Origin of the sequence: Sulfitobacter dubius, from assembly GCF_900113435.1 — a bacterium.
GTDB classification, from domain to species: domain Bacteria; phylum Pseudomonadota; class Alphaproteobacteria; order Rhodobacterales; family Rhodobacteraceae; genus Sulfitobacter; species Sulfitobacter dubius.
In genome coordinates this window covers 123,638-137,431 of record NZ_FOPG01000002.1, presented here as the reverse complement: position 1 = coordinate 137,431, position 13,794 = coordinate 123,638, and the positions used below count along the sequence as shown (strand labels likewise).

Annotated in this window: 16 protein-coding genes; 6 read left to right on the top strand and 10 right to left on the bottom strand. The window is 63.7% G+C overall.

What is annotated here, in order from left to right:
- Positions 1 to 127: 127 nt before the first annotated feature.
- Complete coding sequence (selD, locus tag BM229_RS09420; RefSeq protein WP_420855249.1) at positions 128 to 2,299, top strand: selenide, water dikinase SelD; 2,172 nt, start codon at positions 128 to 130, stop codon at positions 2,297 to 2,299.
- On the opposite strand, the gene mnmH is transcribed toward selD, so the two are convergent.
- From mnmH to BM229_RS09385, 7 genes are all read right to left on the bottom strand, one after another.
- Positions 2,283 to 3,338 carry a tRNA 2-selenouridine(34) synthase MnmH gene (gene mnmH / locus BM229_RS09415; protein WP_093927405.1) on the bottom strand — a complete coding sequence of 352 codons (1,056 nt, stop codon included), beginning with the start codon at positions 3,336 to 3,338 and terminating at the stop codon, positions 2,283 to 2,285. The two genes, selD and mnmH, sit on opposite strands and share 17 nt — an antisense overlap.
- A gap of 54 nt (positions 3,339 to 3,392) precedes the next feature.
- Entirely contained in the window at positions 3,393 to 3,743 is a 351-nt protein-coding gene (locus tag BM229_RS09410) for a RidA family protein (protein ID WP_093927404.1), read from the bottom strand.
- A gap of 71 nt (positions 3,744 to 3,814) precedes the next feature.
- Positions 3,815 to 4,231 carry a rhodanese-like domain-containing protein gene (locus BM229_RS09405; protein WP_093927403.1) on the bottom strand — a complete coding sequence of 139 codons (417 nt, stop codon included), beginning with the start codon at positions 4,229 to 4,231 and terminating at the stop codon, positions 3,815 to 3,817.
- A gap of 13 nt (positions 4,232 to 4,244) precedes the next feature.
- The gene (locus BM229_RS09400; RefSeq protein WP_093927402.1) at positions 4,245 to 5,423 is read right to left on the bottom strand and encodes a lytic murein transglycosylase; all 1,179 of its coding nucleotides are present in this window, start codon (positions 5,421 to 5,423) and stop codon (positions 4,245 to 4,247) included.
- Between the two features lie 14 nt (positions 5,424 to 5,437).
- Entirely contained in the window at positions 5,438 to 6,346 is a 909-nt protein-coding gene (gene cbiB, locus BM229_RS09395; RefSeq protein WP_093927401.1) for an adenosylcobinamide-phosphate synthase CbiB, read from the bottom strand.
- Entirely contained in the window at positions 6,343 to 7,290 is a 948-nt protein-coding gene (locus tag BM229_RS09390; protein ID WP_093927942.1) for a threonine-phosphate decarboxylase, read from the bottom strand. The genes cbiB and BM229_RS09390 overlap by 4 nt, the downstream gene beginning before the upstream one ends.
- 90 nt (positions 7,291 to 7,380) lie before the next feature.
- Positions 7,381 to 8,355 carry a glutathione S-transferase family protein gene (locus tag BM229_RS09385; protein ID WP_093927400.1) on the bottom strand — a complete coding sequence of 325 codons (975 nt, stop codon included), beginning with the start codon at positions 8,353 to 8,355 and terminating at the stop codon, positions 7,381 to 7,383.
- 173 nt (positions 8,356 to 8,528) lie between these two features.
- Between BM229_RS09385 and BM229_RS09380 the strand changes: the two genes are divergently transcribed.
- The gene (locus BM229_RS09380; RefSeq protein ID WP_093927399.1) at positions 8,529 to 8,885 is read left to right on the top strand and encodes a hypothetical protein; all 357 of its coding nucleotides are present in this window, start codon (positions 8,529 to 8,531) and stop codon (positions 8,883 to 8,885) included.
- Positions 8,886 to 8,927: 42 nt separating this feature from the next.
- On the opposite strand, the gene BM229_RS09375 is transcribed toward BM229_RS09380, so the two are convergent.
- Positions 8,928 to 10,097, bottom strand: a complete 1,170-nt coding sequence (locus BM229_RS09375; protein WP_093927398.1) for a MalY/PatB family protein — start codon at positions 10,095 to 10,097, stop codon at positions 8,928 to 8,930.
- 96 nt (positions 10,098 to 10,193) lie between these two features.
- Here BM229_RS09375 and def (BM229_RS09370) point away from each other — a divergent pair, with 96 nt between their 5' ends.
- Genes def (BM229_RS09370) through fmt form a run of 4 tightly spaced genes read left to right on the top strand, consistent with a single transcriptional unit; the run spans position 10,194 to position 12,650 of the window.
- A complete protein-coding gene (gene def / locus BM229_RS09370) occupies positions 10,194 to 10,712 on the top strand; it encodes a peptide deformylase (RefSeq protein WP_067627668.1) in 519 nt (172 codons plus the stop codon).
- Complete coding sequence (gene def / locus BM229_RS09365; protein ID WP_093927397.1) at positions 10,709 to 11,206, top strand: peptide deformylase; 498 nt, start codon at positions 10,709 to 10,711, stop codon at positions 11,204 to 11,206. Before def (BM229_RS09370) ends, def (BM229_RS09365) begins: the two co-directional genes overlap by 4 nt.
- Positions 11,203 to 11,700 carry a peptide deformylase gene (gene def / locus BM229_RS09360; protein WP_093927396.1) on the top strand — a complete coding sequence of 166 codons (498 nt, stop codon included), beginning with the start codon at positions 11,203 to 11,205 and terminating at the stop codon, positions 11,698 to 11,700. The genes def (BM229_RS09365) and def (BM229_RS09360) overlap by 4 nt, the downstream gene beginning before the upstream one ends.
- 35 nt (positions 11,701 to 11,735) lie before the next feature.
- Positions 11,736 to 12,650 carry a methionyl-tRNA formyltransferase gene (fmt, locus tag BM229_RS09355; RefSeq protein ID WP_093927395.1) on the top strand — a complete coding sequence of 305 codons (915 nt, stop codon included), beginning with the start codon at positions 11,736 to 11,738 and terminating at the stop codon, positions 12,648 to 12,650.
- A gap of 4 nt (positions 12,651 to 12,654) precedes the next feature.
- Here the strand turns inward: fmt and BM229_RS09350 are convergent, their stop codons facing one another.
- The gene (locus tag BM229_RS09350) at positions 12,655 to 13,278 is read right to left on the bottom strand and encodes a trimeric intracellular cation channel family protein (protein ID WP_093927394.1); all 624 of its coding nucleotides are present in this window, start codon (positions 13,276 to 13,278) and stop codon (positions 12,655 to 12,657) included.
- The gene (gene rnhA / locus BM229_RS09345) at positions 13,275 to 13,739 is read right to left on the bottom strand and encodes a ribonuclease HI (protein ID WP_093927393.1); all 465 of its coding nucleotides are present in this window, start codon (positions 13,737 to 13,739) and stop codon (positions 13,275 to 13,277) included. The genes BM229_RS09350 and rnhA overlap by 4 nt, the downstream gene beginning before the upstream one ends.
- Between the last annotated feature and the right edge of the window lie 55 nt (positions 13,740 to 13,794).

Sequence of the window (13,794 nt, the reverse complement as noted above, 5' to 3'; positions counted from 1 at the left end):
CCGAATGGGCGGGGAAGTGCCATTTTAGCTCTGGTCCGATCCGCTCACATCTCGGTCAGGCCAATGGCGCGGCCGAGCGGCTTCGGTTAGCTATGACCGAGGCAAAAAGAGAGAGTGAGGCAATCTGGTGCAAAGCGATCTGCCCCTGACGCGGGATCTGGTGCTGGTGGGCGGTGGCCATGCCCATGCCCTCGTGCTGCGCAAATGGGGGATGGACCCGCTGCCCGGCGCGCGGCTGACGGTCATCAATCCCGGCCCCACCGCGCCTTATACCGGCATGCTGCCCGGTCATATCGCCGGGCACTACGGGCGGGATGAGTTGGAGATCGACCTGATGCGCCTGTGCCGCCACGCCGGGGCGCGGCTGATCCTTGAGGCGGCGACCGGCATCGACCGCGCGGCGCGGGAGATCACGGTCGAAGGGCGGGGGGCCGTAGCCTATGACGTGGCTTCGATCGACATAGGGATCACGGCCAAGATGGACTTGCCGGGATTTGCCGACTACGCGGTCGGGGCCAAACCACTTGATGTCTATGCCGCGCGCTGGCGTGAGTTTCTGGCAGCGGTCAAGGCGGGCGAACAGCCGCCCGAGGTGGCGGTGCTTGGCGGCGGTGTGGCGGGTTGTGAGCTTGCCATGGCGATGGCTTTTGCGCTGCGCCAAGCGGGTGTGCAGCCTGCCGTGACGGTGGTGGAACACGGGCCACAGCTTTCCGGCATGGCCCGTCGGACCGAGGCGATGGTCCGACGCCGCATGGAGGACTTGGGGGTAGGTCTCACGCTGAATGCCAAAGTGGCGCGGATCACCGATAGGGCGGTCATCTTGGACGGGGCCGCGTCGATCCCGGCTGCGCTTTGTGTGGGCGCTGCAGGGGCGGTGCCGCATGGCTGGCTCGCACAGACTGATCTGCCGCTTCATCAGGGGTTCATCCGTGTCGGGGCAGACTTGGGTGTCGTGTATGACGACGCACTCTTCGCCGTGGGCGACTGTGCGCATATGGAGGCCACGCCGCGCCCCAAGGCTGGGGTTTTTGCCGTGCGGGCAGCGCCGGTGCTGCATGATAACCTGCGCGCTGCGCTAAGCGGCGGGGCACGGCGGGTGTTCAAACCGCAGAAACATTACCTCAAGCTGATCTCGCTGGGTGGAAAATCCGCCGTGGCTGAGCGAAACGGGCTGGCCCTTGGCGGCGCGTTGCTTTGGCAGTGGAAGGACCGCATTGATCGCAAGTTCATGGATCAGCTTGACGACTTGCCTGAGATGATAGGCCCCGCGCTGACTAGTCCGGCGGCATCTGGCGTACAGGAAGCGCTGGCAGGCAAGCCGCTTTGTGGCGGTTGCGGCGCAAAGGTGGGCGGCGCTGTGCTAGGAGACCTTTTGGCCGAGGTGCAACCGCCGGTTTCTGGCGATGTCATCACCGGGGCGGGCGATGACGCGGCCATCCTACGGCAGCCGGGCGGCGGCTTTCAGGTGATGAGCACGGATCACCTGCGCGGCTTTATCGAAGATTCGGCGCTGATGACGCGGATCGCGGCGGTTCATGCCTTGGGCGATGTTTGGGCGATGGGAGCCAAACCGCAGGTGGCGCTGAGCTCGATCATCATCCCGCGCATGTCGCCCGCATTGCAGGCCCGCACGTTGCGAGAGATCGCGGCGGCCGCGCAGGACGTGATGGCGGCAGCAGGCGCGCAGATTGTGGGCGGGCACACCACCATGGGCGCGGAACTGACCATAGGATTTACGGTCACCGGCACGCGGGAGGACATGCCCATCGGTGTCGGCGGCGCGCAGCCGGGGGATGTGCTTTTGCTCACCCGGTCCATCGGATCGGGCGTGATCCTTGCCGGACATATGGCGGGCAGCGCGCCGGGGCGGATGGTGGCCGACGCGCTTGGTACGATGGCCACGCCGCAGGTGCGAGAGGCAGAGATTTTGGCAAGCGCTCATGCGATGACAGATGTGACAGGCTTTGGCCTTGCCGGTCATGTGCAGGCGATCTGCCGGGCGTCCGGACTGGCGGCCGAGCTTTGGAGCAAAGCGGTCCCGCTCTATCCCGGCGCGCAGGCGCTGTCGGATCGGGGGGTGGCATCGTCGCTTTTACCGGTCAATCAGGCCGATGCTCCGATAGAGACCGCAGGCCCGGTGAACCCGCTTTTCCACGACCCACAGACTGCCGGGGGGCTGCTGGCGGCCTTGCCAGAGGCGGCGGCAAACGTGGCGCAGGCGCAGCTGGAAGAGGCGGGGCTCACGGGCCATATCATCGGTCGCCTAGAGGCCGGTGCCCCCTCTATGCGCCTGACGTAAACCGGGCGTTCAGCGCGGCGGCGGTCTCGGCCAAGGGGGTATCGTCGAGTGTGTCGAGCACCAACCGCTCTATCGGCGCGGGATTGCGGCTGGCGGCTTTGGCATAGCGCGGGTCGTAATGTTGACCAATCAGACCTTCGGCAAGCATGGCCCAATCGCCCGTGCGGGCCTGGGTCTGCCATGCCGCGATGGTCTCTGCGCTGTGATAGGGGCGCAGCTTGTCGATACGGTCTTCGAGCAAAGCAGGGTCCGTCGTCAGATCGTCATAGGCGCGACAGAGGAAATGCGCCCGTGCGGCCAAGGGGGCGGCGATCTCGACCCGAGGTGCGGCGAGCATCGCAGCCCAGAGCGCGGGAGGCAGGGTAATGCCACCGATCTTGCTGCTTTCCGCCTCGACCCAAGTTACCTGCGCGGGATCAAGCGGGGCTAGCGCTTGAGCCAAACGTGTCTCAAACATTTTCTGATGCGGTTGGCCGCCGTCCACCGCGCCAAACAGCGACCCGCGATGTTGTGCCAGCCCTTCGAGGTCAAGCACCTGCGCGCCCGCCTGCGCCAGATGATGCAGCAGCCGCGTCTTGGCCGTGCCGGTGCCGCCTTCGATCAGCATCAGCCGATGCGGAAGGGACGTGTCGTAGAGCGCCGCGACCACCAAGCGCCGATAGCTGCGATAGCCGCCGCGCAGAAGTTGCACACGCCAGCCGACCTGATCGAGGATCGTCGAGAACGCCCCCGACCGCTGCCCCCCGCGCCAGCAATAGACCAGCGGTTGCCAGCCGCCGTCTTTGTCTGCCAGTGCGGTTTGTAAATGGTGGCCCGTGTTCTGCGCCACCAGTGCCCCACCGATCTTGCGAGCGTCAAAGGGGCTGACTTGTTTGTAAATCGTGCCGACCTCGGCCCGCTCTGCATCCGACAGCACGGGCAGATTAATTGCGCCGGGCAGGTGATCCTCGGCAAACTCCATTGGCGCGCGCACGTCGATGATCGTGTCGACGTTCAGCGTGGCAAGGTTCGACAGAGCGGTGAGGGTGCAGGGAGTCATATTCAGGGGTCCGGCAAAAGCCTCGCGCCCCGTGACAGGACGCAGGGCAATGGCTCAGGCCTTGGCCGCGATCACCAGCACTTCGACCAGATATTCCGGCGTTGCGAGTTTGGATTCGCCACAGGCGCGTGCGGGGGCGTTGCCTTCGGGCACCCAAGCGTCCCAAACGGCGTTCATCGCCGCGAAATCGGCCATGTCGGCCAGCCAGATGGTCGATTGCAGGATTCGGGTCTTGTCGCTGCCGACTTCGGCCAGCAGGGCGTCGACCTTATCAAGGCAATCTTGGGTCTGCTGCGCCACATCCGCACCCGCCGTGCCGACCTGACCGGCAAGGTAGATCACATCGCCATGCTCGACGATTTGGCTCATGCGGGTGTTGGTGTGATGGCGTTTGATCTCGGTCATTCTGTCTCTCCTTTGACGTTGCAAAACTTGTGGCAGCTTTGCGTGAGGGAGGCCAGATCAAAGGCCGCGTATCAGGCCTTCTCAGCCTTTCCGCCTGCTTCTGGGCCGCCCTCTTTTGGGCCGCCCGCTTTTTCCCATCCGCCGAAACCGTCCTTCAGATGTGCGGCGTCAAAGCCCATATCTTGCAACGTCGCGACCGAGATGGCCGAGCGCCAGCCAGAGGCGCAGTGAAAGATGAACTTCTTGTCTTGGGCAAAGACCTCTTTGAAATAGGGGCTGTCGGGGTCGACCCAAAACTCCAACATCCCGCGCGGGCAGTGGAAGGCACCGGGGATGAACCCGGTACGCTCGCGTTCGCGGGGGTCACGCAGGTCAACGAATTGCACATTCTCGTCGTCCAGCATGGCGATGGCCTCAGTGCTGTCGATCTCTTCGATCCGGGCGCGGGCCTCGGACACCATTTCGGCGGCGGTTTTCTTGAGGGCCATCGGGGTCGTCTCCTTACAGTTGGTTCAGCAGGTCGGGCGTGGGCCAGCCATCGACGGGGAGGCCGAGACGGGCCTGTTCCGCGCGGACGGCGGCACGGGTGCCGGAGCCGAGGATGCCATCTACATCACCCACATCATAGCCCATGGATTGAAGTTTGCGCTGAAGCGTTTTCATCGCGTCGCCGCTAAGCCCCGGTTGCGGATTGCCTGCGTCGAAAACCTGTGCACCTTCCAGCCGCGTGGCGAAATAGGCGGCAGTCATGACGTAGGTAAAGCTTTGGTTCCATTCGAAATAGACCCGGAAATTCGGGTAGGCGATAAAGGCCGGTCCGCCGCGCCCTTGTGGCAGCAGGACCGAGGCGGTCAGCCCTTTGGCCAGCGGCCCATTACGCGGGGAGACGCCCATGGCCTGCCATTCGCTGTTGGGTTTGCTGGTCTCCAACCCGCTTTGCGACCAGTCGAAATCTTGCGGCAGGGTGACTTCGGCCAGCCAAGGTTCCCCCGCGCGCCAGCCAAGGCTTTGCAGCATTTTAGCACCTGACAGCAGCGCATCGGGGGCAGAGGTTTTCAGCGAGACTTCGCCATCGCCGTCGCCGTCCACACCGTTTTCGATGATGTCGCGCGGCAGCATTTGCACCATGCCGATCTCGCCCGCCCAAGCGCCGGTGGTGGTGGCCGGATCAAACTCGCCGCGCTCGAAAAGCTCGAAAGCCGCAAAAAGCTGCGGGCGGAACAACTCGGGGCGGCGGCAGTCATGGGAAAGGGTCGCCAGCGCGTTGGCGGTGTTGAAGTCGCCTTGGATCGCGCCGTAGTCAGTCTCGAACGCCCAGAAGGCCAGCAGTACGCCACGGCTGACGCCATATTCGGCTTCGACCCGGTCAAAGACCGCGTCGTATTTTTCGCCATTGGCACGGCCTCGGTTGATCCGGTCGTTGGAGATCAGGTGCCGCGAGAATTCGATAAAGGGCTTTTGGAATACGCCCTGCGCCTGATCCGCGCGCAGCACGGCGGGGTCTTGGCGTAGGCCAGCAAAAAACCGATCGGCGGTGGCAGGGTCAGCCCCATTGGCCACGGCCTCAGCTTTGGCATCCGCGATGAAGCTGGAGAAATCACCGCCACAGGCTGTTTGCGCATAGGCGGTGGCGGGAAGGGTGAGCGCCGCGAGTGCGGCGGCAAGAAACGTGGGGCGCATGGATATCCTCTTGGTCAAAGACAGGCCAGAACTAGGGCGATTGCCCACATCACCAACCATGCCTGCCAGAGGCGGGTGATGGCCGCATCGATCTCCTGAGGTCCGATGACGCGCGCCCCCGCGCCGTGCACCCAAGGAAACTGCTGCACCTGCCCATCATAGCTGCGCGGACCGGCGAGGGCCACACCTATGGCCCGCGCCATGGCGGCTTCCGGCCAACCGGCATTGGGCGAGCGGTGCAGCGCCGCGTCGGCCTTGATGTCGCGCCAGTGGTGTAGCACCCCGCTGGGCAGGGCGATCAGCAGCGCGGTGAGCCGTGCGGGGGCAAGGTTCAGAAGGTCGTCCATCCGCGCCGCGGCCCAGCCAAAATCGGCGTAGCGCGGGGTGCGGTAGCCGATCATACTGTCGGCGGTATTGACGATTTTATAGACCAACAGCCCCGGCAGTCCGCCCAGCAAGAACCAAAAGGCAGGCGCGATGATGCCGTCGCTAAGGTTTTCCGCGCCGCTTTCGATGGCCGAGCGTGCCACAGCGTCTGACGGCATCGCAGCGGTGTCTCGGCTGACGATCATCGCCACGGCGCGGCGGCCAGCGGGCAGCGACTGGCGCAGGCCGTCGGCCACCGTGCGGAGGTGTTCGACGAGGGAGCGTTGCGCAAGTAGGATCGCGGCGATGATGACCTCGACGAGCGGACCAAGAAGGCTCAGCACCCAGCCAAGGCACGCCATCCCGACCATCAGCGCCAGCAGCAGTGCCACGCCTTTGGCTCGCCGCGAATGGCCGTGGTTCAGCCGACGATCCCCCCAGCCGATCAGCCGCCCCATCAGCACCGCCGGATGCGGCAAGCGCCGCCAGAGCCATTCCGGTTCTCCAAGGGCCGCGTCGAGCAGCATGGCCAGCGCAAGAACCGCCGCCGTGCTCATGCCAGCGCCCGCTCTAGCCGCGTCCAACCTATTGAGGGCGGCAGGCCAAGGCGCAGCCAGCGCGGGTTGTAGGGGAAGACGCGGCTCCAGATATGGTGCCTTGCGAGGCGGGTTTGCCAAGCCTGCGCGTCATCGACCTCATAGAGCCGGAAAAGCGGGGTGCCGCCGACGATCTGCGCGCCTGCTGTGGTCATCAGCCCGTCGAGGCGCGTGGCATCAGTGCCCAGCCGCGCCCGCGTGGCCTCGGCCCATGTTTCATCGCGCAGCGCCGCCGCGCCGATATGGAGCGCGGGGCCGCTGACCGGCCACGGCCCCAGCATCTGTTCAAGCCGCGCCACCAAGGCCGGATCGCCGATCACGAACCCCAGCCGCAGCCCGGCCAGCCCCCAGAACTTGCCAAAGCTCTTGAGGATCAGCCCGCCGGGCACCGTGGCCTGCGCCATCAGGGTGGCATCGGGCGTGATGTCGCAAAAGCTTTCGTCGATGATGCTGAGCGGGGCTGTTGTCTCTGCCAAGGGCCACAACCGCCCGTCGGGGTTGTTGGGGTGGACGTGAACGGCGGCCTCGGTCTCGCCCGTCTCGACCACGTGCCAGCCGTTCTCGGCGAAACTGGCGGCATGTTCGTTGTAGGTCGGCCCGGGGATGCGCACGCGGCCCTTCGGGGCCAGCGCCGGGATCCGCGCGATGGCCGAGGAGGCCCCCGGCACGGCGAGGATCGCGGCGCCTTCGGGCACCTGCCAAAAGCCGCGGGCGGCGGTCAGCAGCGCGTCTTGCGCCGCGGCGTCGGGGAGGGCGGTCCATGCGCCCGCAGGCAGGGCAGGTATCGGGTAGGGCGCGGGGTTGATCCCGGTGGAAAGGTCGATCCACTCCGACCGCTGCCCGCCAAAACGCGCCGCTGCCGCATCGACACCGCCGCCGTGGTCGCGCTGGTCTGGCTGTTGCATCATCGTCCCCCTGCCGTTCTTGCTGCGGTGAAAGCGCAAAAGCGCTGCGCGATCAAGCGCCTTCCGCAAGGCAGGCAGGGAGAGGAGGGATCAGCCGCGCCCGTGCGGCGCGTCGAAATCCAGCACTGGGTTGATCGGGATGATCCGGTTCGGGTTAATCGTGTCGTGGCTGTAGTGGTAGTGCCGCACGATATGGTCGAAGTTCACCGTCTCGGCCACGCCCGGCACCTGATAGAGTTCGCGCGTATAGGCCCAGAGGTTCGGGTAATCGACGATCCGGTTGCGGTTACACTTGAAGTGCAGGTGATAGACCTTGTCGAAGCGCACCAGCGTGGTGAAGAGCCGCCAGTCGGCCTCGGTCATCTTGTCGCCCGCGAGGTAGCGGTTCTGCGACAGGATGTCTTCGATCCAATCCAATGTATCGAAGAGCGGATGCACGGCGGCGTCATAGGCCTCCTGCGTGGTGGCAAAACCGGCTTTGTAGACACCGTTGTTGAGCGTGTCATAGACGCGAGCGTTTACCTCTTCGATGCGGTCGTGGAGGGGGGCGGGGTAGTAGTCATCGCTATTGCCGGTGAGCTCATCAAAGGCGCTGTTGAACATGCGGATGATCTCGGCGCTCTCGTTGTTGACGATGGACCCGCGCTCTTTGTCCCAGAGGATCGGCACGGTGACGCGGCCCGTGAAATTGGGATCGGCACGGGAGTAGATGTCGCGGGCATAGGGCAGGCCGAAGAGCGTATCGCCGGTGGCACCGGGGAAGTCATCATCAAAGGTCCAGCCTTCGCCCAGCATGTCGGGATGCACGACCGAGACGTCGATATGATCCTCTAGCCCCTTCAACTGGCGAAAGATCAGCGCGCGATGCGCCCAAGGGCAGGCATAGCTGACATAGAGGTGATAGCGCCCCGATTCTGCCTTGAACCCGCCCTCACCGCTGGGACCAGCGCTGCCATCGGCGGTCACCCAGTTGCGAAACTGCGCTTCGCTGCGTTCAAATTTGCCACCTGAGGATTTGGTATCATACCACTTGTCTTGCCATTTTCCGTCAACCAAAAGGCCCATCTTGTTCTCCTTTGCGCATTTGAGGGTATATCTAGGGCCACACGCGCGGACTGCACATCTTCATGCGCGCGCAGTCGCCCTGCGCTGGCGCAGGCTGCCGAAACGTCATCAATTCTTAACTTGAATTTCCTACGTTTTAGCCCAGCTTAGAAGGCATCAGCGGGGGGAAGATCATGGAAGAATTTCTGACTAAGGAAATACAAGCGGGTCTTGATGCCGCGCGCATGGAAAGCCTGCGCAAAGGGTCACGCCTGCGGCTTGAGGTTGGCGGTGATGTCTACCGCGTGCTGCGCATGTGGAAGACCGGTTTTTCCGTTGATGCCGAAGACGCGCCCAAGTTACGCGGGCTGGTCGATCTCTATGATGGCAGCCTGCATCTGTTCCAATGTTTGATCGTGGCGAGCGAGGAAGACGCAGGCGAAATGCAGTATGAGTTCAAGCGCGCGACTGCCGTGGCAGACCGCCCGGCGCTTGATTTCGAACGTGTCGCAGATTCGCCACTGGGCCTGATCGAAGACAGCCGGGCCTGAAGGAGCAGCACGGCGGGTCACTTCCGCCGCGCCGTCTTTCAATTATTGCAGATCGCTGAAGGCTTTGGCGAGCCGGTTGCAAGCTTCTTCAACCCGTGCACGTGGCGTGGCGAGGTTGAAACGCATGAAGCTTTCGCCGCCGGTGCCAAATGTCGCGCCGTGGTTCGCAGCGATGGCGGCACTTTTCTCGACACGCTCCTGAAATTCCGCAGGCGCCATGCCGGTGCCGGAAAAGTCCACCCAAGCCAGATAGGTCGATTCCAGCGGCATCGAGCGTAGCCCCGGAATCGCGTTCACCGCGTCGTCGAAGAGCTTTCGGTTGCCATCGAGATAGGCGGTCAGCTCATCCACCCAAGCGGCCCCTTCGGGCGTATAGGCGGCGGTTGCCATAATCAGCCCAAAGGAGTTGGCCGACACGCCCAAGGCCGCCATGCGCCGGGCAAAGCGCCCGCGCAGTTTGGGGTCGTGAATGATGACGTTCCCGGTATGGCCGCCCGCGATGTTGAACGTCTTGGTCGTGGCGGTCATCATCACCAGACGGTCTTCGATCCCGTCGATATGTGCCATGGGGATGTGCTTGTGCCCCGGCATCACCAGATCATGGTGGATCTCATCCGAGACCAGCACCAGATCGTGCCGCTTGGCGAAATTGGCCACGCCTTGCAGTTCTTCGCGGGTCCAGACACGCCCGCCGGGGTTATGCGGCGAGCAGAGGATCACCATTTTCTCATCTCCGGTCATCAGGGCGTCATAGGCGTCGAAATTCATCTCGTAGCGGCCCGAGGCATTGGTCAGCGGGCATTCCACCACGCGACGCTCGGCGGCGTTAATCACGCGGGCGAAGGCGTGATAGACCGGGGTGAACAGCACCACCCCATCGCCGGGCTGGGTGAAGGCATCGACGCACATGGCGGTGCCGTTCACCAGACCGTGCGTGGTAAAGATCGCATCGGCGTCGACCTTCCAACCGTGACGGTTTTCCATCCACCATTGGATCGCGGCAAGGTATTCGCTGTCGTCGCCGAAATACCCGTGCACCCCGTGGTCGATCTGGGCCTGAAGCGCGTCCTGCACCACTTGGGGCGGACGAAAATCCATATCGGCCACCCACATGGCGATGCCCGTGTCTGCAGGCACGCCATAGATCGCCTCCATCTTGTCCCATTTCGAACAATGGGTGCCGCGCCGGTCGATGATGTCGTCAAAGCTCATGCTGGTCTCTCCTGATATTGCGGCCAAGCTAACGGCTGCCACAGGCGCTGCAAGCCCCCGGTTGCGCGATGCACGGGCATGGCCTAAATGAGCGGGATGAAACGCCCGATCCTTTTGCACCCCGATCCACGGCTCAAGAAAGCCGCAGCCCCTGTCGCCGATCTCAGCGACGAGCTGCGCGTGCTGGGCGATGATATGTTGACCACCATGTATGACGCGCCGGGCATTGGCCTTGCCGCGCCGCAGATCGGCGTGCTGAGCCGTGTGATCGTTCTGGATTGCGTCAAGGAAGAGGGCGAAGCGCCGCGCCCGTTGTTGATGTTCAACCCGGAGATTGTGGCCTCTTCGGATGACCTCAGCACCTATGAAGAAGGCTGCCTCAGCATTCCTGAGCAATACGCTGATGTGACCCGCCCGGCTGAGGTCGAGGTGCGCTGGCTCGACCGCGACGGGAAAGAGCAGCAGGAGGCTTTCGACGGGCTTTGGGCGACCTGCGTGCAGCATGAGATCGACCACCTCGACGGGAAGCTGTTCATCGACTACCTCAAGCCGCTGAAGCGCCAGATGATCACCCGCAAGATGGTGAAACTGAAGCGCGAGTTGGCACGCGGATGAGTGTGCTGGAGGTTCTCCGCTGGCCCGACCCGCGTCTGGCCGAGACCTGCGCGCCGATCGAAGAGATCACGCCAGAGATCGAGCGTCTCGCCGCCGATATGCTTGAGACGATGTATGCCGCACCGGGGCGGGGCCTTGCCGGGCCGCAGGTGGGCGCAATGCTGCGGATTTTCGTGATGGATGCGGGCTGGAAAAAGGGTAAATCCGACCCGCTGGTCTGCATCAACCCAATGTTTCAAGAGATCGGCGAAGAGCGTGTGATCAATACAGAAGGCTGCCTCAGCATCCCCGGCATCAGTACCGATATCTCGCGCCCGTCGCAGGTGCAGATGGTTTGGATCGGGCTGAACGGTGGCCGCTATGTGCAGAGTTTTGAAGGCGCCGCCGCGCTGATCGCGCAGCATGAGATGGACCACCTCGACGGTGTGGTGACATTCGATCACCTTGACGCGGAAACCCGCGCCGCCAAGATTGCGGAGTTCAACGCCCAATGACCCTACGCCGCTACGTTGCATGGCCCGATAAACGCCTGCGCAGCCCCGCCGAATCCATTGAGGCGGTGACGGATGAAATCCGCACCCTTTGGGATGACATGATCGAGACGATGGACGCCATGCCCGGCGTCGGCCTTGCCGCGCCGCAGATCGGCGAGATGTTACAGGTTGCGGTGGTTGATGCCTCCGAGGCGCATAACAAGCGCATCCGGCTGGCGAACCCGGTGATTATCGATGCCTCTGCCGTGCTGCATCCTTATGAGGAGGCCAGTCCGAACCTGCCCGGTTTCAGCGCTGTTATCCGCCGCCCCCGCGGCGTGAAGGTGCGCTTTTTGGATGAGACGGGCTCGGAGGTTGAGCGTGATTTCGTCGGGCTTGAGGCGGTGAGCGTGCAGCACCAGATCGACCATCTGGCGGGCAAGATGTATTTCGACAACCTCAGCAAAACCAAGCGTGACATGCTGTTGCGCAAGGCACGTAAACAGAACGGCTGACAGCCCAAAAGGCGCTGTCCGTCAGGAGTGAACAGATGCGACTGATCTTCATGGGCACGCCCGATTTTTCGGTGCCGATCCTCGATGCGCTGGTGCAGGCTGGGCATGACATCTGCGCGGTCTATTGCCAGCCGCCACGCCCCGCCGGGCGCGGCAAGAAACCCCGCCCCAGCCCGGTACAGCAACGTGCCGAGGAGATTGGTCTGCTGGTGCGCCATCCGGTCTCGCTCAAACACCCCGAACCGCAGGAAGAATTCGCCGAGCTTGATGCAGATGCGGCGGTGGTCGTGGCCTACGGTCTGATCTTGCCGCAGGCCATTCTGGACGCGCCGAAACAGGGCTGCCTGAACATCCACGCAAGCCTGCTGCCGCGCTGGCGCGGGGCCGCGCCCATCCACCGTGCGATCATGGCGGGGGATGAAAAGACCGGCGTTTGCATCATGCAAATGGAAGCGGGGTTGGACACTGGGCCCGTGCTGCTCTGCGAAGAGACCAAGATCGGTGCGGCTGAGACCACGGCCGAACTGCACGACCGGCTGAGCGCCATGGGCGCGGTGGCGATCAACAAGGCGCTGTCGCAATTGTTGCAGCTTACCCCGCAGCCCCAGCCCGAAGAAGGCGTCACCTATGCGGCCAAGATCGACAAGGCCGAGGCCAAGATCGACTGGACCCGCCCTGCGGTTGAGGTGGATCGGCTGATCCGTGGCCTTTCACCCTTTCCCGGGGCGTGGTTCGAGATTGACGGACAAAGGGTCAAAGTGCTGGGATCGGTGCTGGACGAAGGCACAGGTGCTGCGGGTGAGGTCTTGTCGGATGATCTGCGCATTGCCTGCGGCGAGGGTGCCGTGCGACTTACGCGCTTGCAGCGCGCGGGCAAGGGAGCGCAGGACGCGGATGTGTTTCAGCGCGGCGCGCAGATCGCGGTGGGGCGGCGCTTGGGCGAAGGCTGAGGCGTCAGCTTTTCGGCGGGGTGCTTTTGTAGACTGGCAAGTGCCAGCCGAAATACAGCGATCCGGCCCGAAGCACCCAAGTCGTCACGGCACAGGCCAGCAGCGGATAGAGCCTGCCGTCGAAATAGGGTGACAGCAGTACCGCCACCGCAGCGCCAGACAGAGCGGCCGTGGCGTAGAGTTCCCCTTGGGTCAGCACCAGTGGCAATTGGCCGACGACCACATCGCGCATTAGCCCGCCCATGCAGCCGGTGATCATGCCCATGACGATGATGATCGGTGCGGATTGCTCTTGGGACATCGCCACACCCACGCCCGCCGCGACAGCGACGGCAAGCGCGAGACTGTCGAGCCAAATGAGCGTGCGAAATCGGCTTTCCAGAAAATGCGCGGTGAAAAACACCACCAGCGCCGCCACGATGGCCACGCCGAGCATACTGGGCGTTTCAATCCAGAAGATCGGATTGCGGTCGAGCAGCAGGTCACGGATCGTGCCGCCGCCGACGGCGGTCAGGCAGGCGATAAAGGCAAAGCCCACGATATCAAGCTGCGCACGGCTGGCGACCAGCGCACCGGTGATGGCAAAGACCAGCACGGCGGCATAGTCGAGCAGGGCCAGCAGGGTCACTTCTTGCCGCCCGGTTTGAAGGGGGCCATGCCCGCGCGGGCCAGTTCGTCGGCGCGTTCGTTTTCGGGGTGGCCGGCGTGGCCCTTAACCCATTTCCACGTCACATTATGCCGCGCGTTCGCCGCGTCCAGCCGTTGCCAAAGTTCGGCGTTTTTAACCGGCTTCTTGGCGGCATTTTTCCAGCCGTTCTTTTTCCAACCAAAGATCCAGCCAGTGATGCCATTTTTGACGTAGTTGCTGTCGGTCACGATAGTGATCTCAGTCGCGCGGCTGAGCGACTCCAACGCCGAGATTGCGGCCATCAGTTCCATGCGGTTGTTGGTGGTCTGGCCTTCGCCGCCCTTCAGCTCGCGTTCTTTGACGATCTTGTCACCGTCCATCGCGCGCATCAGCACGCCCCAGCCGCCGGGGCCGGGATTGCCCGAGCAGGCTCCGTCTGTGTAGGCGTAAAGGTCTGGCATGTCGGCTCCCGTCGCGGTTTCAACGCGGTGTAGGCGGCTGGCGCGCGGCGGTCAA